Genomic DNA, 20210 nt, shown 5'->3' with positions numbered 1-20210 from the left:
GACAGGTGGTGTCGGCACGTCGAGATCCTTGTTCAAAATGAGTACTCCATAGATTGCCGGAGTTTACCCAGCAGGCAAACGTCTGTATATGTATATACAAATAAACAAAACGAGGTGCCGTGTCGATGTCCGTCTTCTTTGCCGAACGTGCTTTGCTGCCTACCGGCTGGGCCAACAATGTCCGCATCGAGGTCGGTACCGACGGCCGAATCGGCCGCGTCCATACCGATGCCTCGGCCGAGGGCGCCGAACGCGTGGCAGGCCCACTGCTGCCGGGTATGCCAAACCTGCACTCACATGCCTTCCAGCGCGCCATGGCTGGCTTGGCTGAAGTGGTTGGCAACCCCAATGACAGCTTCTGGACCTGGCGCGAACTGATGTACCGCATGGTCGGCCAGATCAGCCCGGAACAACTGGAAGTGATTGCCCGCCAGTTGTACATCGAGATGCTCAAGGCCGGATACACCTCGGTCGCCGAGTTCCACTACGTGCACCACGATGCTGATGGCACTCCCTATGCCGACCCGACTGAACTGTCCCAGCGTATCAGCCAGGCTGCCAGCCACAGCGGCATCGGCCTGACCCTGCTCCCCGTGCTCTACAGCCACTCAGGTTTCGGTGGCCAAGCGCCCACCGATGGGCAGCGCCGTTTTATCAACAGCACCGAGCAGTATCTGCGGCTACACGAGCGCCTGGCACCGCTGCTGGCGCAGCAACCCGCGCAACATTTGGGGCTGTGCTTCCACTCGCTGCGCGCCGTCACCCCGCAACAGATCGCTCAGGTCATGGCCGCCAGCGACCCGCACTGCCCTGTGCACATACACATTGCCGAGCAACAGAAAGAAGTCGACGACTGCCTGGCCTGGAGCGGCCGACGCCCACTGCAATGGTTGTACGAGAACACCGAGGTTGATCAGCGCTGGTGCCTGGTCCATGCCACCCACGCCGAAGCCGACGAAGTCGCGCTGATGGCGGCCAGCGGCGCGGTAGCTGGATTGTGCCTGACCACCGAGGCCAACCTGGGCGACGGCATCTTCCCTGCAGTCGACTACCTGGCCCGTGGCGGTCGCCTGGGTATTGGCTCGGACAGCCATGTTTCGCTCAGCGTGGTGGAAGAACTGCGCTGGCTCGAATACGGCCAACGCCTGCGCGACCAGCGACGCAACCGACTGTACCGCGCGGAGCAGCCGATGGTTGGGCGCACGCTGTTCGATGCAGCCCTCAGTGGCGGAGCACAAGCATTAGGGCAGCCGGTGGGCACGCTGGCAGAAGGTCACCGCGCCGACTGGCTGGTGCTCGATGGCAACGACCCCTACCTGGCAACGGCCAAGGGCGATGGCATCCTCAATCGCTGGCTGTTTGCCGGAGGCGATCGTCAGGTCCGCGATGTGATGGTCAACGGCAAATGGGTGGTACGCCAAGGCCATCATGCCGCCGAAGAACAGACCGCCCAGGCCTTTACCCGTGTGCTGAGAGAACTGTTGGGCTGACGCTGGAGTTGATGCAGGGGCCAGCCAGGCAAGCAATCACGGCTGCCTGGCAATATCCTGATCAGACACCCGCCAAATCAAGCGCGTCGTGTCGTACCCCTGCTGGCGTGCCTTGGCCAGCAGGCTTTCGCGCTCATAGGCCGGCACCGTCGGCTTGCGCGAGAGCAGCCAGAGGTAACGCCGGTTCGGGTTGCCAACCAGTGCGGTCTGGTAGTCATCGTCGAGGTACAGCACCCAATAGTCGCCCTTGGCGACGCCCGGCAGCAGTCTCGAGAACCAGTTATCAAACTCGACCCAGAGCTTGTCAGTCTTGCCTGGCACCTGTGGCGTGGCGGTACCGCTTGCCTCCTGCCACTCCCCTTCTAAGGTGCGACAGCGATTGAGAACGCCGACATTGCCATCTGGCTTGAGGCTGTAATGCGCTTCAGATTGCGCACAATCACGCTGGAAGAACATGGGCAAACGCGCCAGTTCATACCACGTGCCCTGGTAGCGCTTGAGGTCGACACGCTCGACTGTCTTGGGCGGCAGTGGCCCGCTATCAGAGTGCGCGCAACCGCCAAGAAGCAGAGCCGCGCTCAGCCCCAGCAGGTGAGAGAGTCGTTTCATTTGAGCCCCTGTCCTGAGTACATCAACACATTGTCACCCGCAAACTGGATACTGATGAAGGTGTCTTTGTCACCCCAGGTACAGCTGGAGATGCCCAACGCACCTGAGCAATCAGTTGGCTTGCCGAGCAGCTTTTCAACGTCGACCTTTGCCATGCCCGCCTTGAGCCGTGAGTAGTTTTCCTGATTGATTTTGTTGCACGCAGTCAGAAACACGCACAAGGACAACAGAGCGAGGGAACGCAACGACATGAAAGGTCACTCCTGAACATGAGGGGGCTGGGCGGATAGCCTGCCATCAGCTTAGAAGGGGAAAAGCCCCTGTGGTTCCCCGCAGTAGAACATTGATCGATGACGTTGGTCAGCTCAGGTGAAATGAGCATTAATCTTTTTTGCCGCTTGGACGACACCTAGAGTGCGCTGCGACCTTTTGCCGCGCCCTCACCATTGATTCGCCTTGCGTAAAAAGACCTCGTAATGACCAAAAACCTGAAGTTCAGCCACAAGATCCTTCTCGCTGCCGCCCTTGTGGTCGTCGTCGCCTTCTCCGGCTTCATCCTGTTCAACGATTACCGGCAACGCGAGGCCCTGCGCGACAGCACCGAAGCATCGATGCAGGAACTGGGCAGCCTGACCACCAGCAACATCCAGAACTGGCTAGGCAGCCGTATTCAGATCCTGAATTCTCTGGCTCAGCAAATTGCCGTGGACGGCACCCAAAAAGACAGCCTGACGCGCAGCATTGAGCTGCCGGTCTATGGCGATAACTTCTTGATGACCTACTTCGGTGGCGAGAATGGCAGCATGTTGTCAGTGCCTGCCGGAAACCGTGCTGCCGACTATGACCCACGCGCCCGTGGCTGGTACAAGGCTGCCAGCAACGCCAACAGCACCATTATCACCGAGCCCTATGTATCGGCCTCCATGGGCAAGCTGGTCATTACCATTGCGACCCCGGTGCAGCATGATGGCCGGCGGGTTGGGGTGACGGGTGCCGATACAGGCCTGGACACCATCAGCTCGATCATCAACGCCTTGAACTTCGATGGGCATGGCCGCGCGTTCATCGTCGGCAGCGACGGCAAGATCCTGATCCACCCGGACAGCTCGTTGAACCTGAAGACACTGGCCGATGTGTACCCACAAGGTGCACCGACTATTGGCAGCGGGCTCAAGGAGGTTGAAGTCAATGGGCACAAGAAGTTCATCAGTTTCACACAGGTCAGCGGCATTCCGTCGGTCAACTGGTACGTCGCACTGGAACTGGACCAAGAGGCGGCCTTTGCCATGCTCGGCGAGTTCCGCACCTCGGCGATGATTGCCATGGCGATTGCCGTGCTGATCATCATCGGCCTGCTCGGCATGCTGATTCGCGTGCTGATGGAGCCGTTGCATGTGATGGGCCGTGCGATGCACGACATTGCCGAAGGTGAAGGCGACCTGACCAAGCGGCTGCGCATCCATGCTCAGGACGAATTCGGTGCATTGGGGCAGTCGTTCAATCGCTTTGTCGAACGTATCCACGAGTCGATCCGCGAAGTGTCCTCGGCTACCGGTCAGGTCAATGAAGTAGCCACCCGCGTGGTCAGCGCCTCGAACGCCTCGATTCAGAATGCCGACCAGCAGGCCAGCCGGACCAACAGTGTTGCTGCGGCCATCAACCAGCTCGGCGCCGCCGCACAGGAGATCGCGCAAAACGCCGCGCTAGCGTCGCAACACTCCAGTGAAGCGCGCAACCTGGCCGAAGACGGTCAGCAGGTGGTTGATCAAACCATTTCGGTGATGAATCAGCTGTCGACGAAGATCAGCGACTCCTGCGGCAATATCGAAACCCTGAACGCCAACACGGTGAACATCGGGCAAATCCTCGACGTCATCAGTGGCATTTCCCAACAGACCAACCTGCTGGCGCTTAACGCTGCCATCGAAGCAGCGCGTGCCGGTGAAGCCGGGCGTGGTTTCGCGGTGGTGGCCGATGAAGTGCGTAACCTTGCCCACCGTACCCAGGACTCAGCACAGCAGGTACAACGCATCATCGAAGAACTGCAGAGCGGGGCGCGGGATGCGGTCAACACCATGACCGAAAGCCAGAGCCAGAGTGAACGCAGTGTCGGTATCGCCAACCAGGCCGGTGAGCGCCTGGGCAGCGTGACCCAGCGGATCAGCGAGATCGATGGCATGAATCAATCGGTCGCTACGGCCACCGAGGAGCAGACCGCCGTGGTGGAATCGATCAACGTCGACATCACCGAGATCAACACGCTGAATCAGGAAGGGGTGCAAAACCTGCAAACCACTCTGCAGGCGTGCAATGACCTGGAACACCAGGCCACGCGCTTGAAGCATCTGGTCGGCAGTTTCAGGATCTAAACAGCGCTGCATCGCCGGCCAGGCCGGCGATGTGCCTTAGAACCGAGAGCCCGGCTCCAGCAGGAAGTCCATTTCCTCGTCGGTGCTGGGCCGACCGAGTACCAGGTTGCGGTGCGGGAAGCGCCCGAAACGGGTTATGACGCGCTGATGCTGCTCGGCATAATCGAGAAAACCCTCGAACAGGCGACGATCAGACTCAGGCTGGGCCGCCAGCAACAGCCGGTAACGCTCGACGCAGATATTCTGCCAGTCCAGCACTTCGGCATGTTCCAGCACCAGTAGGATGAACACCCGCTGGATCGGCAACAGCTGATAATCCCAGGCCTTGTCCAGGCCCTGCATCACCAGCACCTGTGCGCGCCGGTCGCCGTCGAAAGCTCGCGGCGTATCGCGATAGATCATCCGCGGCAGTTGATCCAGCAACAACACAAGGCCCAACCACCCCTGAGGGCTTTGCAACCACTCATCCAGGCCGCCAGCCAGTGCCTGCTCGACCAGATCACCGAAGCGCTCATGCGCCTCGGCATCGTGGTGCTTGCCGAACCACAAGGTGCTCTTCTCGTCAGCCACGTCTTGAGGGCTGGTGCCCCAACCGAACCACCACTCCAGTAACGGCTGCCAAGGTGCGAGCATGGAATTACTCCTTGTGGTAGCCGGTCACGCGCTCGACTTCCTGCTTGGAGCCGAGGAACACTGCAACGCGCTGGTGCAGGCTGTCTGGCTGAATGTCGAGGATACGCTGATGACCGTCAGTGGCGGCGCCACCGGCCTGCTCGATGATGAACGACATCGGGTTGGCTTCGTACATCAGGCGCAGCTTGCCCGGCTTGGAAGGCTCGCGGGAGTCACGTGGGTACATGAACAGGCCGCCACGGGTCAGGATGCGGTGCACATCGGCAACCATCGACGCGATCCAGCGCATGTTGTAGTTCTTTTTCAGCGGGCCGGTTTCGCCTTCCAGCAACTCGCCGACATAGCGTTGTACCGGGGCTTCCCAGTGACGCTGGTTGGACATGTTGATGGCGAACTCGGCGGTGCTTTCCGGCACGCTGATGTTCTCGTTAGTCAGGACGAAGCTGCCCAGCTCGCGATCCAGGGTGAAACCTTTGACGCCATCGCCCAGGGTCAGGATCAGCATGGTCTGCGGGCCATAGATCGCGTAACCGGCAGCAACCTGCTTGGTGCCTGGCTGAAGGAAGGCTTTCTCGTTCAGGCTTTCGTTCTGGCTCAGGTACTCATTCGGGCAACGCAGTACCGAAAAGATGGTGCCGACCGACACGTTGACGTCAATGTTCGAAGATCCGTCCAACGGGTCGAACACCAGCAGGTAGGCACCCTTCGGGTATTTGCCCGGGATCTGGTAGGCGTTGTCCATTTCCTCGGACGCCATGCCGGCCAGGTGGCCGCCCCACTCGTTGGCCTCAAGCAGGATATCGTTGGAAATCACGTCCAGTTTCTTCTGGACTTCGCCTTGCACGTTTTCAGTGCCCATGCTGCCGAGGACGCCGCCCAGGGCGCCTTTGGAGACGTGGTGGCTGATCTCCTTGCACGCACGCGCCACCACTTCGATCAGGAAGCGCAGATCGGCAGGGGTACTGTTGCTGCGGGTCTGCTCAATCAAATAGCGACTCAGGGTAACGCGGGACATGTAAGGCTCCGAAGGAAGGGGGTAGTAAAAAACCCACGCAGTTTACAGGGAGAGTGAAGCGCTAGCGAGCAATAGGACGGGCTCGACTGATCAGACGGCACATTGGCCCGAGAGTTCATCCCCTCGGGCCACATGCAGCCACTCACTCCAGCGCATGCCAGATCTCGGTGGCGTACTCGCGAATGGTCCGATCCGAAGAGAACCAGCCCATGCGCGCACTGTTGAGTACCGCCGAACGCCACCACAGCTCAGGTTCGCGCCACAACGCCTCTACGCGCCGCTGCGCCTCCCAGTAGGCGTCAAAATCAGCGCACACCAGGAAGCGGTCATAGGCCAGCAGCGAGTCGATCAACCCGACGTACCGCGATGGATCATCCGGCGAAAACACTCCGCCACGAATGGCATGAAGCACATCATTGAGGCGGTGTGAGGCGGCTGCAGTGGCATGGGCGCTGAAATCGCCACTGCGCTTGCGTGCTTCGACCTGCTGGGCGGTGAGGCCAAAGATAAACATGTGCTCGGCACCGACCTGCTCGGACATCTCGACGTTGGCGCCATCCAGCGTGCCGATGGTCAAGGCGCCATTGAGGCCGAACTTCATATTGCTGGTGCCAGACGCCTCATAACCGGCAGTGGAGATCTGCTCGGACAAGTCTGCTGCCGGAATGATGCTCTCCGCCAGGCTGACGTTGTAGTTGGGCAGGAATACCACCTTGAGCTGGCCCCGCACCGTCGGATCGTTATTGACCACCTTGGCAATGTCGTTGGCCAGCTTGATGATCAGCTTGGCCTGGTGGTAGCTGGCTGCCGCCTTGCCCGCGAACAGTTTCACCCTTGGCACCCAGTTGGTCTCGGGCTCGGCACGGATCGCCTGATACAGCGCCACGGTATGCAACAGGTTGAGCAGTTGGCGCTTGTACTCGTGGATGCGCTTGACCTGCACATCGAACATCGCCTCAGGGCTGATGGTGATACCCAAGCGGTCCTGAATCATTTGCGCCAGTACCCGCTTGCTGTGCAGGCGCTGCTCGGCGAAACGCTTGCGGAAGCCGGCCTGTTCAGCGAAAGGCTCAAGCCCCCTCAAACGTGTCTCCGGATTGTCGAGCAAGTCGGCACCGAGTGCCTCCACCATCATGCCGGTCAAGCGTGGATTGGCCTGGTAGAGCCAGCGGCGAAAGGTGATGCCGTTGGTCTTGTTGTTGATTCGGTCGGGGTACAACTTGTGCAGTTCGGCAAACACCGTGCTGCGCATCAGCTTGGAATGCAGCGCCGAAACACCGTTGACGCTGTGTGACCCTAGAAACGCCAGATTACCCATGCGCACACGGCGCCCGTTGTCCTCTTCAATCAGCGAGACCGCCCGCAGCACATCGAAATCATGAATGCCATTGGCCCGCAGGGCGTCGATATGGAAGGCATTGATCAGGTAAATGATCTGCATGTGCCGTGGCAGCATCCGTTCCATCAGGCCCACCGGCCAGGTTTCCAGCGCTTCGGGCAATAGCGTGTGATTGGTATAGGCCAGGGTATCGACGGTCAACTGCCAGGCGGTATCCCAGGGCACTTCGTGTTGATCGACCAACAGCCGCATCAACTCAGCCACGGCAATCGAGGGGTGGGTATCGTTGAGCTGGATCGCCACCTGCTTGGGCAGGTTAAGGAAGTCATCATGCATGTTCAGGTGGCGGCGCAGCAGGTCCTGCAGCGAGGCCGAAACGAAGAAGTACTCCTGGCGCAACCGCAACTCCTGACCGGCTTCGGTGCTGTCGGCAGGGTACAACACCCGCGAAATGCTCTCGGCGCGCGCCACCTCAGCCACGGCACCCAAGTGGTCACCGGCATTGAAGCGCTCCAGGTGCAGTTCTTCCAGCGCCCGTGCCCGCCAGAGGCGTAACGTGTTCACACTGGCGCCACGCCACCCGACGACCGGCGTGTCGTACGCCACCGCGCGCACCGTCTCCGCCGGCCACCATATTTGCCGGAAAGATCCGTCAGCCTGCTTGACGGTCTCCACGCTGCCACCAAAACTGATGGGGTAAATGACTTCGGCCCGTTCAAATTCCCAGGGGTTACCGAAGTCCAGCCAGTTTTCCGTCTGCTCCTGTTGCCAGCCATCGACGACCGCCTGACGGAACAGACCGTGCTCATAACGGATGCCGTAGCCGTGCGCCGCAATGCCGAGCGTTGACATGCTTTCCATGAAACAGGCCGCCAAGCGCCCCAGGCCACCATTGCCAAGAGCAGCATCCGGTTCGAGCAGGCGAATACGATCCAGGTCAACGTTCAACCCGGTCAAGGCTTCGCGTGCAACGTCCAGCAAGCCCAGGTTGCTCAGGCTGTCATACAGCAGGCGACCGATCAGGAACTCCAGTGACAGGTAATAGACCCGTTTCTGGTTACTTCGGTAGATCTGCCGCGTATGGTCCATCCAGTGGTTGACCATATGATCACGGGCCGCCAGGGCAATGGCTTCAAACCAGTCATGGTCGAAAGCGTGCTCCGGGTCCTTGCCAACCGCATACGTCAGCTTGGCCAATACAGCGGCGCGGAAGGCCGCCACCTCTTCGTCACGAGCAAGCGTTTCCTGAGACATTCGTCGTCCTCAAGCAGGTTGACGTTCGGGTGCGATCTATCAGCCTAGACGCTCCAGCACAGACCGACAGCCCTGGTTCGCGGTTTTATGCGTGACGCCTGAAACTTTCATCGAGAAAAACCGGCAAATGGTTGTTCATTCTTTCACCAACCCCGGTATCATCGCGCGCCCGTATGACCGCCGAAAGTCGAACCCGATGAAACCGACCCTGATCGCTGCAGCTGAACTAGACCGCCTGGATACCTGGCAGAAATATGCCAGCCACATGTGTGGAGGCTGCATGTCCAGTTGCTGCACCCTGCCAGTGGAAGTGCGCATCAAGGACTTGATCCGTATCGGGGTGGTCGACGAATTTGAAAAGGACGAACCGCCGAAGAACGTTGCCAAGCGGCTGCAAAAGGAAGGGATTGTCGAGCGCTTCAATCAGAAGTCGGGCATCTTCACCCTGGCGCGGATGAGCAACGACGATTGCCTGTACCTGGACCGCAAGAGCCGCCTCTGCACCATCTACGACAAGCGCCCGGACACCTGCCGCAACCACCCGAAAATCGGCCCTCGGCCGGGCTATTGCGCCTACAAGCCAAAGCCTCCAGCGCGCTAAGCGCTACCAACGGGTAGTCGTCGGCCTGGCTGGCGACAAACGCACATAAAAAAACGCCCCCGGCCTTTCGACCGGGGGCGTTTTCATTTAGCCGAGCTTAGTTAGCCTTGGCTTTCTTGGCAGCGCGGGTACGCTCGCCTTCGTCGAGGATCTTCTTGCGCAGACGGATCGACTTCGGCGTAACTTCACACAGCTCGTCGTCCTGGATGAACTCCAGAGCCTGTTCCAGGGTGAAACGAACCGGTGGAACCAGAGCGATGGTTTCGTCTTTACCCGAAGCACGCATGTTGTCGAGCTTCTTGCCCTTGGTAGGGTTGACGCCCAGGTCGTTGTCACGGCTGTTCAGACCAACGATCTGACCGTTGTAGATGTCCTGACCGTGCTCGATGAACAGCTTGCCACGAGCCTGCAGGGTTTCCAGGGAGTAGGTCAGTGCCTTGCCGGTCTCAACCGATACCAGTACACCGTTCTGACGGCCGGACATATGGCCGGACTTCATGGTGTCGTAGCGATCGAAGATCGAGGTCAGGATGCCTGCACCGTTGGTCAGGGTCAGGAACTGGTTACGGAAACCAATCAGACCACGGGCTGGAATGTTGTACTCCAGACGCACACGACCTTTACCATCCGGCGACATGTTGGTCAGGTCGCCTTTACGCAGACCCATCTCTTCCATGACCTTGCCCTGAGCTTCTTCAGGGATGTCGATGGTTACGTTCTCGAACGGCTCCTGCTTGACGCCGTTGACTTCACGGATGATTACTTCAGGACGGCCTACAGCCATCTCGAAGCCTTCACGACGCATGGTTTCGATCAGAACCGACAGGTGCAGCTCACCGCGGCCGGAAACCTTGAACTTGTCAGCCGAGTCGCCTTCTTCAACGCGCAGTGCAACGTTGTAAAGCAGCTCTTTGTCCAGACGTTCCTTGATGTTACGGCTGGTGACGAACTTGCCTTCCTTACCGCAGAACGGCGAGTCGTTGACCTGGAAGGTCATCGAAACGGTTGGCTCATCAACGGTCAGTGGCTTCATCGCTTCGACGTTCAGTGGGTCGCACAGGGTGTCGGAGATGAACAGCTCGTCGAAACCGCTGACGCAAACGATGTCGCCCGCCAGTGCTTCTTCAACGTCAACGCGGTGCAGACCGTGGTGACCCATCAGCTTCAGGATACGGCCGTTGCGCTTCTTGCCGTCAACGTCGATGGCTACAACCGGGGTGTTCGGCTTGACGCGACCACGGGCGATACGGCCAACGCCGATAACACCGAGGAAGCTGTTGTAGTCCAGGGCAGAGATCTGCATCTGGAACGGGCCGTCACGGTCAACGGAAGGCGCTGGTACGTTGTCGACGATCGACTGGTACAGCGGGGTCATGTCTTCCGCCATGTCGGTGTGGTCCAGACCGGCAATGCCGTTCAGGGCCGAGGCGTAGACGACTTTGAAGTCCAGCTGTTCATCGGTAGCACCGAGGTTGTCGAACAGGTCGAAGATCTGGTCCAGAACCCAATCAGGACGCGCGCCTGGACGGTCAACCTTGTTGATGACCACGATTGGACGCAGGCCGGCTTCGAAAGCCTTCTTGGTCACGAAACGGGTTTGCGGCATAGGGCCGTCTTGAGCGTCAACCAGCAGCAGCACGGAGTCGACCATCGACATTACGCGCTCAACTTCGCCACCGAAGTCGGCGTGGCCGGGGGTATCCACGATGTTGATGTGGTAGCCGTTCCAGTTGATGGCGGTGTTCTTCGCCAGAATGGTAATGCCGCGCTCTTTTTCCTGGTCGTTGGAGTCCATCACGCGCTCGTCGTTGAGCTCGTTGCGCTCCAGAGTGCCGGACTGACGCAGGAGTTTGTCTACCAGGGTGGTTTTACCATGGTCAACGTGGGCGATGATGGCGATGTTACGGAGATTTTCGATCACTTGTGTATCTCGAGCAGAGGATTCGGGTTGCCGCCAGTTTAGGCGGCGAATATGAATGAAAAACGCTCAACGGGCCCGCCGGTCGGGAGGGCGGTGGCGGATGCTGCCGCCATACAGCCCTGGCGTCTTATGCCGGGCGATAAACACGCACATTGGCATGTCCCTCGCTCAATAAGTGGTGGGCATGCAGGCGGCTCATTACGCCCTTGTCGCAATACAGCAGGTACTGGCGGGTAGCATCCAGTTCCTTGAAACGGCTGTTCAGGGCATAGAACGGCAGCACCTGAACTTCGATACCGTCGAGTACCAGTGGCTGGTCTTCCTGGGCGTCGGGGTGACGGATGTCGATCACCACCTGCCCGGCCAACGCCTGGCTGACTTCTTCAATCTGAATATCCTGGCCCAGCTCATCGATGACATTGTCGATCGAGATCAGGCGGGCACGCTCCAGCGCACGCTCCAGCACCGCCATGTCGAAACTGCGCTCTTCGCTTTCGACGCGGTGACGCTTGGCACAGGTAGTCGGGTTCACCGAAATCACGCCGCAGTATTCTGGCATGTGCTTGGCGAACTCGGCGGTCCCGATCTGGTAGGCCTGATCGATGATGTCCTGCTTGTGGCTGGCCAACAGCGGGCGCAACACCAGTTTCTCGGTCGCCGAATCGATCACTGCCAGGTTCGGCAGGGTCTGGCTGGAGACCTGGGAAATCGCCTCACCGGTCACCAGTGCGTCGATTTCCAGGCGATCGGCAATGCGGGTTGCAGCACGCAACATCATACGCTTGAGGGTAACGCCCATATAGCTGTTACCGACCTTGCCGAGAATTTCGCCGACCACTTCTTCGAACGGCACGCTGACAAACAGCACACGCTGGCTGCTGCCGTACTTTTTCCAGAGAAAGTGCGCGACTTCCATTACGCCAAGCTCGTGAGCACGGCCACCGAGGTTGAAGAAACAGAAATGGGTCATCAGGCCGCGACGCATCATCTGATAGGCCGCCACGGTAGAGTCGAAACCACCCGACATCAGCACCAGGGTCTGTTCCAGCGCGCCCAGCGGGTAGCCGCCGATGCCCGGGTGCTGGCTGTGCACCACGAACAGGCGCTCATCACGCAGTTCAAGACGCACCACGACTTCAGGGTTGCGCAGATCGATCCCGGCGGCGCCGCACTGCTGGCGCAGTTGGCTGCCAACATAACGATCGACATCCATGGAGGTGAAGCTGTGCTTGCCGGCACGCTTGCAGCGAACCGAAAAATGCTTGCCGGCCAGCTGCGCACCATAATGAAGCTTGCACTTGGCGACGATATCGTCGAAATCGACCAGCGGGTATTCGTCGACCTGAAGGAAATGCGCAATGCCCGGCGTGCAGGACAGACGCTCGATCATCTCGCGCTGCACTTTTTCATCGTCCAGGCGAGTGATGATCTCGAGATTATCCCAGACACCCTTGACCACGAGCTCTGGATCGAGGTCCTTGAGCACGACACGAATGTTGCGGCAGAGCTGGCGAATGAAGCGCTTGCGCACCGGGCCGCTCTTGATGGTGATCTCTGGGAAAATCTTGACGATTAGTTTCATGAAAAACTGCGTGCAATGTGCCAAGCGAAAAAGGGGGGCGCGGATTATAGCGGAAATTGCTCAAGGTTTGACCAACTATTGTACGGACGGCATCTAACGCACCAAAACAGGTCATCTTGATTAAAAATCGCATCATAAGAGTGCGAAAAAAATCCGCTTTTTCAGTATTTACGGCGCAAACGCCTATGTTTGGGGCAAAAAACCCAAGTCGGGGCACTGGCATGCAATTTGCTCCCTTGTGAGGCAGGTTGCCTTGGCGGACTATTCGCGCCCGGCATCACCCAAATTCAAGGGCTGCACAGGCAAGCTCTACCCCACCCGGAGGACACTATGTCGAAGTCGGTTCAACTCATCAAAGATCATGACGTTAAATGGATTGATCTGCGCTTCACTGACACCAAAGGCACTCAGCACCACGTGACCATGCCAGCCCGTGATGCGCTGGATGAAGACTTCTTTGAAGCCGGCAAGATGTTCGACGGCTCCTCCATCGCTGGATGGAAAGGCATCGAAGCGTCCGACATGATCCTGATGCCGGTCGACGATACTGCCGTGCTCGATCCGTTCACCGAAGAGCCAACGCTGATCATCGTTTGCGACATCATCGAACCTTCGACCATGCAAGGCTACGACCGCGACCCACGCGCCATCGCCAAGCGTGCCGAGGAGTACCTGAAGTCCACCGCTATCGGTGACACCGTACTGGTCGGCCCGGAGCCAGAGTTCTTCATCTTCGACGAAGTGAAATTCAAGTCCGACATCTCGGGCTCGATGTTCAAGATCTTCTCCGAACAAGGTTCGTGGATGTCCGACCAGGACGTCGAAGGCGGCAACAAAGGTCACCGCCCAGGCGTCAAAGGCGGTTACTTCCCAGTTCCTCCGTTCGACCATGACCACGAAATCCGTACTGCCATGTGTAATGCCATGGAAGAAATGGGCCTGGTCATCGAAGTTCACCACCACGAAGTGGCAACTGCCGGCCAGAACGAAATCGGCGTGCGTTTCAACACCCTGGTGAAGAAAGCCGACGAAGTTCAGACCCTGAAGTACTGCGTACACAACGTTGCCGACGCTTACGGCCGTACCGCTACCTTCATGCCGAAGCCACTGTACGGTGACAACGGTTCGGGCATGCACGTTCACATGTCCATCTCCAAAGAAGGCAAGAACACCTTCTCCGGCGAAGGCTATGCCGGCCTGTCCGACACCGCCCTGTACTTCATCGGCGGTATCATCAAGCACGGCAAGGCACTGAACGGCTTCACCAACCCTTCGACCAACTCCTACAAGCGTCTGGTCCCAGGCTTCGAAGCCCCAGTAATGCTGGCCTACTCGGCGCGCAACCGCTCTGCCTCGATCCGTATTCCATACGTTTCCAGCCCGAAAGCCCGTCGTATCGAAGCGCGCTTCCCGGACCCGGCTGCCAACCCATACCTGTGCTTCGCAGCGCTGCTGATGGCAGGTCTGGACGGTATCCAGAACAAGATCCACCCAGGCGATGCCGCCGACAAGAACCTGTACGACCTGCCGCCTGAAGAGGCCAAGGAAATCCCACAGGTTTGTGGCAGCCTGAAAGAAGCCCTGGAAGAGCTGGACAAGGGCCGTGCGTTCCTGACCAAAGGCGGCGTTTTCAGCGACGACTTCATCGACGCCTACATCGCCCTGAAAAGCGAAGAAGAAATCAAGGTTCGCACCTTCGTACACCCACTGGAATACGAGCTGTACTACAGCTGCTAATCCCGTGACGCTCGCGCAAGCGGCGTAAGAAAGGCCTCCCTCGGGAGGCCTTTCTTGTTTCTGACGTGTCACCTACGCAAAGCCCAGACGCCTGGCACTGAGCCCTGCGGGAAGTTGGCTTGCCAACGATGCAGGCACCACGCACTCGCTGGCACACCCGTCGACGCCAACGCAGGCAAGCCTGCATCCCACAGAAAACGCAGCCTGAAGCGCCCTCGGAAGCATCTTTCCGGGCAACGCCTTTAATGCAGAACCGATCCTGGCTCAATGCTCTATATTGGTGCGATGGGCCACCTGCATCCGCTGTTCACAGCCCATTTTGGTTCAAGAAAATCGCAAGCCTAGGGCTTTGTAGTCCTTTTTTGGGCATATACAGGTCTTTTTCAGGCGAATCCGCTTCTTTTCGGAGCCTTGGTTTGTTTTTTGCATTTTCTTCGTATCAGCGGATTACCAGTGCGCGCGACCCTGGCTTCAGCCACGGTTGTCATGTACCAAAAGAGGTCAACGACGCCCCATGACCATCAGCGATGCTCTGCACCGACTGCTACTGGACAACCTGACCACTGCCACCATTCTGCTCAATGCCGAACTGCGTCTTGAGTACATGAATCCGGCGGCGGAGATGCTGCTCGCCATCAGTGGTCAGCGCAGCCATGGCCAGTTCATCAGCGAGCTGTTCACGGAATCGACCGAAGCGCTGAACTCCTTGCGCCAGGCCGTGGAACACGCTCACCCGTTCACTAAACGCGAAGCCCTGCTCACCTCCTTGGCCGGCCAGACCCTGACCGTCGACTACGCAGTAACGCCCATCCTGAGCAACGGAAAGACCCTGCTGTTGCTTGAAGTCCATCCGCGGGACCGCTTGCTGCGGATCACCAAGGAAGAGGCTCAGCTGTCCAAACAAGAGACCACCAAGATGCTGGTCCGTGGCCTGGCCCACGAGATCAAGAACCCGCTTGGCGGTATTCGCGGCGCGGCACAGTTGTTGGCTCGCGAGCTACCCGAAGAAAGCCTGAAGGACTACACCAACGTCATCATTGAAGAGGCGGATCGCCTGCGCAACCTGGTTGATCGCATGCTGGGCTCGAACAAGCTGCCGTCACTGGCCATGACCAACATCCATGAAGTACTGGAACGGGTCTGTAGCCTGGTCGAAGCAGAAAGCCAAGGCTGCATCACCTTGGTGCGGGACTATGACCCAAGCCTGCCGGACGTCCTGATCGATCGCGAGCAGATGATCCAGGCCGTGCTCAACATCGTTCGCAACGCCATGCAGGCCATCAGCGCCCAGAACGAACTGCGCCTGGGCCGTATCAGCCTGCGTACCCGGGCCATGCGCCAGTTCACCATTGGCCATACACGCCATCGCCTGGTGGCCAAGGTCGAAATCATCGACAACGGCCCTGGCATTCCCGCCGAACTGCAGGAAACCATCTTTTATCCAATGGTCAGCGGCCGTCCCGACGGAACCGGGCTGGGCCTGGCCATTACCCAGAACATCATCAGCCAGCACCAAGGGCTGATCGAGTGTGACAGCCACCCTGGTCACACCAACTTTTCGATCTTCCTGCCGCTGGAACAAGGAGCCATGTCCTCATGAGCCGTAGTGAAACTGTCTGGATCGTCGATGACGATCGCTCCATCCGCTGGGTTCTGGAGAAAGCCTTGCAGCAGGAAGGCATGACCACCCAGAGCTTCGACAGCGCTGATGGCGTCATGGGTCGTTTGTCCCGGCAGCAGCCGGATGTAATCATCTCTGATATCCGCATGCCTGGGGCCAGCGGCCTGGACCTGCTCGCGCAGATTCGCGAGCAGTACCCTCGCCTGCCGGTCATCATCATGACCGCCCACTCGGACCTCGACAGCGCCGTTGCGTCTTATCAGGGCGGGGCCTTCGAGTACTTGCCTAAGCCTTTCGACGTTGACGAAGCCGTATCACTGGTCAAACGTGCCAACCAGCATGCCCAGGAGCAACAGGGCATGGATGTGGCACCCAGCCTGACCCGCACCCCGGAAATCATCGGCGAAGCACCGGCGATGCAGGAGGTGTTCCGTGCCATTGGTCGCCTGAGCCACTCCAACATTACCGTGCTGATCAACGGCGAGTCGGGCACCGGCAAAGAGCTGGTCGCCCACGCCCTTCACCGCCACAGCCCAAGGGCGGCATCGCCGTTTATTGCATTAAACATGGCGGCAATCCCCAAGGACCTGATGGAGTCAGAGCTGTTCGGCCACGAAAAAGGCGCCTTTACCGGCGCGGCCAACCTGCGGCGGGGGCGCTTTGAGCAGGCGGACGGCGGCACCCTGTTCCTCGATGAAATTGGCGACATGCCAGCCGACACCCAGACGCGCCTGCTGCGCGTGCTGGCTGACGGCGAGTTTTATCGGGTTGGCGGCCACGTACCGGTCAAAGTCGATGTACGAATCATTGCTGCGACCCATCAGAACCTGGAAACGCTGGTTCAGGCTGGCAAGTTCAGGGAAGACCTGTTCCACCGCCTAAACGTGATCCGTATTCACATCCCACGTTTGTCGGATCGTCGCGAAGACATCCCGACCTTGGCCCGGCACTTCCTCAGCCGTGCCGCGCAGGAACTGGCCGTCGAGCCCAAGCTGCTCAAGCCTGAAACCGAAGAGTTCATTCGCAACCTGCCATGGCCGGGCAATGTTCGCCAGCTGGAGAACACCTGCCGCTGGATCACCGTCATGGCTTCAGGCCGGGAAGTGCACATTGGCGACCTGCCGCCCGAACTGCTGAACCTGCCGCAGGACGCCGCGCCCGTCACCAACTGGGAGCAGGCCTTGCGGCAATGGGCAGACCTGGCCCTGGCGCGCGGGCAGTCGAACCTGCTCGACAGTGCCGTGCCTAGTTTTGAGCGGATCATGATCGAAACCGCCCTCAAACACACCGCAGGGCGCCGCCGGGATGCCGCCGTGCTGCTGGGCTGGGGGCGCAATACCCTGACCCGGAAGATCAAGGAGCTGGGAATGAACGTAGCGGGCGGCGAAGAGGACGAGGCTGACGACGCCTGACGCCCCATTTCTGCAGGAGCATGCCTTGCTGGCGATCAAGGCGCCCGTTTCACCTGACGCGGCGCCGGCTCCTGCAGCCCCCGATGTAGAAGCTGCCCTCTCCTGCTGAACGCGCCCCCCTGCACCAAACCCGCTCGCGATGCACCGCGACAAGGCAAAAATCCCCGTCCTAGAGCCTTCTTCTTCCGGTAAAACGGCTGTAATCAGCCATTTCCAGCCCTGCAACAAAACTGGCACACACAGTGCATAACATAGGTATCACCCGTTTTGGGGACCTTGGTACAGGCAGGCCGGGGAATCCCCTCTTTTATTCGCGCAACAATACCTGCAAGCGCCAACGCCCGTCCTGCTCTGCACCGGCCCAATCGCCGTGCAGAGGACGGGCCGCTACCAGGTTCACCAGCAAGCCCTTATCGGTCTTCTGTACCCGCCAGCTCACGGGCTTGCCCTCAAGTTGCAACTGACCACGCTGAGGCCGCCCATCAGCCTCGAACAGCAGCGCAACAGCACCCTCGACTTCTTCGCCATGCAGCTTGGGTTCTTCGTTGAACCACAGGTTCAGCCCTCCTTCGATGACCTCGACCTGCTCCAACTCCCGCGGCTCGGGCGCCGTCAAGCGACCGATCATCAGCCCGACCAACATGCCGAAGATTGCCAGCGAAAACATCACTCGCGGCCAGAGTTGCGAACGTGGGTCCGGTTCAGGAGTAGAATGCCCTTCGTCTTTTTGCCCGGAGCCGTGCATGTTTCACGTCATCCTCTTTCAACCAGAGATTCCGCCGAATACCGGCAACATTATCAGGCTGTGCGCCAACAGCGGCTGCCACCTGCACCTGATCGAGCCTATCGGCTTTGAGTTGGACGACAAGCGCTTGCGCCGAGCGGGCCTCGACTATCACGAGTACGCCACACTCAAGCGTCATGCCGACCTGCCAAGCTGCCTGGAAAGCCTGGGACAGCCGCGTCTGTTCGCGTTCACCACCAAGGCCTCGCGGCCCTTCCATGATGCCAGCTTCCAGCCCGGCGATGCGTTTTTGTTCGGTCCGGAAAGCCGTGGCCTGCCAGCCGAAGTGCTCGACGCGCTGAGCAGCGAGCAACGCCTGCGCCTGCCGATGCGCGAAGGCTGCCGCAGCCTGAACCTGTCCAATACCGTCGCGGTGGCCGTCTACGAGGCCTGGCGCCAGCAAGGCTTTGCCTGAACCAAGAAAAAAGCGCCCCGTGGGGCGCTTTCAGGTGACAGCAGTCGCTTATTGCAGCGACGGCGCCTCACCGGCCTCCTGCATACGCGCCATTTCCTGGGCGTACAGGGCATCGAAGTTTACTGGCGACAGCATCAGTGCCGGGAACGAGCCACGGGTCACCAGGCTGTCCAGCGCTTCACGCGCATAAGGGAACAGGATGTTCGGGCAGAATGCGCCCAAGGTGTGGCTCATCGAAGCGGCATCGAGGTTCTTGATCAGGAAGATACCGGCCTGCTGCACTTCAGCGATGAACGCTACTTCTTCACCGTTCTTGACCGTGACCGACAGGGTCAGCACGACCTCGTGGAAATCGCCTTCCAGACCTTTTTGCTTGGTGTTCAGGTCCAGTGCGACGCTCGGCTCCCACTGCTGACGGAAGATCGCCGGGCTTTTCGGCGCTTCGAACGACAGGTCGCGCACATAGATGCGCTGCATGGAAAACTGCGGTGCGTTCTCATCCAGCGCTTCTGCGCCGTTGTTCTGTTGATCAGTCATGACAGATCCTTCTTTCCAGGGTCTTGTAGGGGTTCTGAATCAAGCCTTGAGCAAAGCGTCCAGCTTGCCCGCTCGCTCAAGGGCATACAGGTCGTCGCAGCCACCCACATGGGTAGCGCCGATCCAGATTTGCGGCACCGATGTACGCCCGGCCTTCTGGCTCATTTCAGCGCGCAACTGCGGCTTGCCATCGACCTTGATCTCGTCGAAGGCTACACCTTTGCTCTGGAGCAGGTGCTTGGCGCGCGAGCAGTAAGGGCAGTAATCGCTGGAGTAGACGATGACATCAGGCATGGATCACTTCACCAATGGCAGGTTATCGGCGCGCCAGCTGGACACACCGCCAGACAGCTTGGCAGCGGTAAAGCCGGCCTTGAGCAGCTCACGGCAGGTAGTACCGGAATGCTGGCCCATGTTGTCGACCACGATCAAGGTCTTGGCCTTGTGTTTTTCCAGCTCGCCAATGCGTGCAGCCAGCTTGTCCTGAGGAATGTTCAGGGCGCCGACGATATGGCCGGCAGCGAAGTCCTTGCTGGTGCGAATGTCGATGACCAGGCCCTTCTCGCTGTTGACCAGAGCGGTCAGTTCGCCGCTGCTGAGGCTGCGACCGCCGCGACGGGCCTCGGTGAGAATCAGCAGTACCAGCAGCACCGCGAACAGTGCGACGAGCAAATAGTGGTTAGTGGCGAATTCAATCAGGTGAGCAACCATCAGAGGGTTCCGGGCCATTAAAAATGTTGGCCAGTATACACAGCCGCCAAGGTCGGCCAAAGCCCGCCCGACGACCCCGCCTGCAGTAATTCCGCTTAATGTGTTGCAGCTTGTCGGCTTATTCCGTTAACCACACAAAGGGAATTCGTCATCCGGGACCAAGATGCCCTAAAATGCGTT

Annotated in this window: 18 protein-coding genes and 1 pseudogene; 8 read left to right on the top strand and 11 right to left on the bottom strand. The window is 59.3% G+C overall.

Annotated elements, in window-relative coordinates:
• Positions 1 to 125 precede the first annotated feature (125 nt).
• On the top strand, positions 126 to 1490 hold the full coding sequence (locus AB7M23_RS08020; protein ID WP_454240572.1) for a formimidoylglutamate deiminase: 1365 nt from the start codon (positions 126 to 128) through the stop codon (positions 1488 to 1490).
• Between the two features lie 36 nt (positions 1491 to 1526).
• Here AB7M23_RS08020 and AB7M23_RS08015 read toward each other — a convergent pair whose 3' ends face one another.
• Complete coding sequence (locus AB7M23_RS08015; protein WP_099773356.1) at positions 1527 to 2099, bottom strand: lipocalin family protein; 573 nt, start codon at positions 2097 to 2099, stop codon at positions 1527 to 1529.
• Entirely contained in the window at positions 2096 to 2350 is a 255-nt protein-coding gene (locus AB7M23_RS08010; RefSeq protein WP_065760637.1) for a hypothetical protein, read from the bottom strand. Before AB7M23_RS08010 ends, AB7M23_RS08015 begins: the two co-directional genes overlap by 4 nt.
• 225 nt (positions 2351 to 2575) lie before the next feature.
• On the opposite strand from AB7M23_RS08010, the pseudogene AB7M23_RS08005 reads away from it, so the two are divergent.
• Positions 2576 to 3613, top strand: a pseudogene (locus AB7M23_RS08005) (HAMP domain-containing protein); the annotation flags it as partial.
• Between the two features lie 24 nt (positions 3614 to 3637).
• The gene (locus tag AB7M23_RS08000; RefSeq protein ID WP_371918252.1) at positions 3638 to 4468 is read left to right on the top strand and encodes a methyl-accepting chemotaxis protein; all 831 of its coding nucleotides are present in this window, start codon (positions 3638 to 3640) and stop codon (positions 4466 to 4468) included.
• A gap of 36 nt (positions 4469 to 4504) precedes the next feature.
• Here the strand turns inward: AB7M23_RS08000 and AB7M23_RS07995 are convergent, their stop codons facing one another.
• From AB7M23_RS07995 to AB7M23_RS07985, 3 genes are all read right to left on the bottom strand, one after another.
• Positions 4505 to 5101, bottom strand: a complete 597-nt coding sequence (locus tag AB7M23_RS07995; protein WP_065760635.1) for a DUF924 family protein — start codon at positions 5099 to 5101, stop codon at positions 4505 to 4507.
• A gap of 4 nt (positions 5102 to 5105) precedes the next feature.
• Positions 5106 to 6116, bottom strand: coding sequence for a class 1 fructose-bisphosphatase (locus AB7M23_RS07990; protein ID WP_065760634.1), 1011 nt, complete (start codon positions 6114 to 6116; stop codon positions 5106 to 5108).
• Positions 6117 to 6258: 142 nt separating this feature from the next.
• Positions 6259 to 8709: a glycogen/starch/alpha-glucan phosphorylase gene (locus AB7M23_RS07985; protein ID WP_454240571.1), complete on the bottom strand. Its 2451-nt coding sequence runs from the start codon at positions 8707 to 8709 to the stop codon at positions 6259 to 6261.
• Positions 8710 to 8905: 196 nt separating this feature from the next.
• Here AB7M23_RS07985 and AB7M23_RS07980 point away from each other — a divergent pair, with 196 nt between their 5' ends.
• Entirely contained in the window at positions 8906 to 9310 is a 405-nt protein-coding gene (locus tag AB7M23_RS07980) for a YkgJ family cysteine cluster protein (protein ID WP_065760654.1), read from the top strand.
• Between the two features lie 97 nt (positions 9311 to 9407).
• Here the strand turns inward: AB7M23_RS07980 and typA are convergent, their stop codons facing one another.
• Both typA and thiI read right to left on the bottom strand, forming a co-directional pair.
• A complete protein-coding gene (gene typA / locus AB7M23_RS07975; protein WP_099773353.1) occupies positions 9408 to 11231 on the bottom strand; it encodes a translational GTPase TypA in 1824 nt (607 codons plus the stop codon).
• 127 nt (positions 11232 to 11358) lie between these two features.
• A complete protein-coding gene (gene thiI, locus AB7M23_RS07970) occupies positions 11359 to 12813 on the bottom strand; it encodes a tRNA uracil 4-sulfurtransferase ThiI (protein ID WP_102052678.1) in 1455 nt (484 codons plus the stop codon).
• Positions 12814 to 13143: 330 nt separating this feature from the next.
• On the opposite strand from thiI, the gene glnA reads away from it, so the two are divergent.
• The 3 genes from glnA to ntrC all read left to right on the top strand — a co-directional run bounded on the left by glnA (position 13144) and on the right by ntrC (position 17583).
• Entirely contained in the window at positions 13144 to 14550 is a 1407-nt protein-coding gene (gene glnA, locus AB7M23_RS07965) for a glutamate--ammonia ligase (protein WP_065761549.1), read from the top strand.
• A gap of 514 nt (positions 14551 to 15064) precedes the next feature.
• Positions 15065 to 16150 (top strand): nitrogen regulation protein NR(II), encoded by a 1086-nt coding sequence (gene glnL, locus AB7M23_RS07960; RefSeq protein WP_065761548.1) that lies wholly within the window; start codon positions 15065 to 15067, stop codon positions 16148 to 16150.
• Positions 16147 to 17583, top strand: a complete 1437-nt coding sequence (gene ntrC / locus AB7M23_RS07955) for a nitrogen regulation protein NR(I) (RefSeq protein ID WP_099773352.1) — start codon at positions 16147 to 16149, stop codon at positions 17581 to 17583. Before glnL ends, ntrC begins: the two co-directional genes overlap by 4 nt.
• 307 nt (positions 17584 to 17890) lie before the next feature.
• On the opposite strand, the gene AB7M23_RS07950 is transcribed toward ntrC, so the two are convergent.
• A complete protein-coding gene (locus AB7M23_RS07950; protein ID WP_099773351.1) occupies positions 17891 to 18328 on the bottom strand; it encodes a hypothetical protein in 438 nt (145 codons plus the stop codon).
• Between AB7M23_RS07950 and trmL the strand changes: the two genes are divergently transcribed.
• Entirely contained in the window at positions 18327 to 18782 is a 456-nt protein-coding gene (gene trmL, locus AB7M23_RS07945) for a tRNA (uridine(34)/cytosine(34)/5-carboxymethylaminomethyluridine(34)-2'-O)-methyltransferase TrmL (RefSeq protein WP_065761545.1), read from the top strand. The genes AB7M23_RS07950 and trmL overlap by 2 nt on opposite strands.
• Positions 18783 to 18830: 48 nt before the next feature.
• On the opposite strand, the gene secB is transcribed toward trmL, so the two are convergent.
• Genes secB through AB7M23_RS07930 form a run of 3 tightly spaced genes read right to left on the bottom strand, consistent with a single transcriptional unit; the run spans position 18831 to position 20030 of the window.
• Complete coding sequence (secB, locus tag AB7M23_RS07940; RefSeq protein ID WP_065761544.1) at positions 18831 to 19319, bottom strand: protein-export chaperone SecB; 489 nt, start codon at positions 19317 to 19319, stop codon at positions 18831 to 18833.
• A 39-nt stretch (positions 19320 to 19358) separates the two neighbouring features.
• Positions 19359 to 19613 (bottom strand): glutaredoxin 3, encoded by a 255-nt coding sequence (grxC, locus tag AB7M23_RS07935; protein WP_065761543.1) that lies wholly within the window; start codon positions 19611 to 19613, stop codon positions 19359 to 19361.
• A gap of 3 nt (positions 19614 to 19616) precedes the next feature.
• Complete coding sequence (locus AB7M23_RS07930) at positions 19617 to 20030, bottom strand: rhodanese-like domain-containing protein (RefSeq protein WP_065761542.1); 414 nt, start codon at positions 20028 to 20030, stop codon at positions 19617 to 19619.
• Between the last annotated feature and the right edge of the window lie 180 nt (positions 20031 to 20210).

The sequence above is a fragment of the Pseudomonas sp. HLS-6 TE3448 genome, assembly GCF_053629555.1.
The sequence above is the reverse complement of the archived record's forward strand: the minus strand, read 5'-3'. Positions and strand labels throughout refer to the sequence as shown.

Bases quoted from the DNA above. Each gene is read 5' to 3' on its own strand.
- secB (WP_065761544.1), bottom strand. From the start codon at position 19,319: ATGACTGATCAACAGAACAACGGCGCAGAAGCGCTGGATGAGAACGCA.
- AB7M23_RS07995 (WP_065760635.1), bottom strand. From the start codon at position 5,101: ATGCTCGCACCTTGGCAGCCGTTACTGGAGTGGTGGTTCGGTTGGGGC.
- AB7M23_RS08010 (WP_065760637.1), bottom strand. From the start codon at position 2,350: ATGTCGTTGCGTTCCCTCGCTCTGTTGTCCTTGTGCGTGTTTCTGACT.
- trmL (WP_065761545.1), top strand. From the start codon at position 18,327: ATGTTTCACGTCATCCTCTTTCAACCAGAGATTCCGCCGAATACCGGC.
- grxC (WP_065761543.1), bottom strand. From the start codon at position 19,613: ATGCCTGATGTCATCGTCTACTCCAGCGATTACTGCCCTTACTGCTCG.
- AB7M23_RS07990 (WP_065760634.1), bottom strand. From the start codon at position 6,116: ATGTCCCGCGTTACCCTGAGTCGCTATTTGATTGAGCAGACCCGCAGC.
- AB7M23_RS08015 (WP_099773356.1), bottom strand. From the start codon at position 2,099: ATGAAACGACTCTCTCACCTGCTGGGGCTGAGCGCGGCTCTGCTTCTT.
- AB7M23_RS07985 (WP_454240571.1), bottom strand. From the start codon at position 8,709: ATGTCTCAGGAAACGCTTGCTCGTGACGAAGAGGTGGCGGCCTTCCGC.
- AB7M23_RS07950 (WP_099773351.1), bottom strand. From the start codon at position 18,328: ATGCACGGCTCCGGGCAAAAAGACGAAGGGCATTCTACTCCTGAACCG.
- thiI (WP_102052678.1), bottom strand. From the start codon at position 12,813: ATGAAACTAATCGTCAAGATTTTCCCAGAGATCACCATCAAGAGCGGC.
- glnL (WP_065761548.1), top strand. From the start codon at position 15,065: ATGACCATCAGCGATGCTCTGCACCGACTGCTACTGGACAACCTGACC.
- AB7M23_RS07930 (WP_065761542.1), bottom strand. From the start codon at position 20,030: ATGGTTGCTCACCTGATTGAATTCGCCACTAACCACTATTTGCTCGTC.
- AB7M23_RS08020 (WP_454240572.1), top strand. From the start codon at position 126: ATGTCCGTCTTCTTTGCCGAACGTGCTTTGCTGCCTACCGGCTGGGCC.
- glnA (WP_065761549.1), top strand. From the start codon at position 13,144: ATGTCGAAGTCGGTTCAACTCATCAAAGATCATGACGTTAAATGGATT.
- ntrC (WP_099773352.1), top strand. From the start codon at position 16,147: ATGAGCCGTAGTGAAACTGTCTGGATCGTCGATGACGATCGCTCCATC.
- AB7M23_RS07980 (WP_065760654.1), top strand. From the start codon at position 8,906: ATGAAACCGACCCTGATCGCTGCAGCTGAACTAGACCGCCTGGATACC.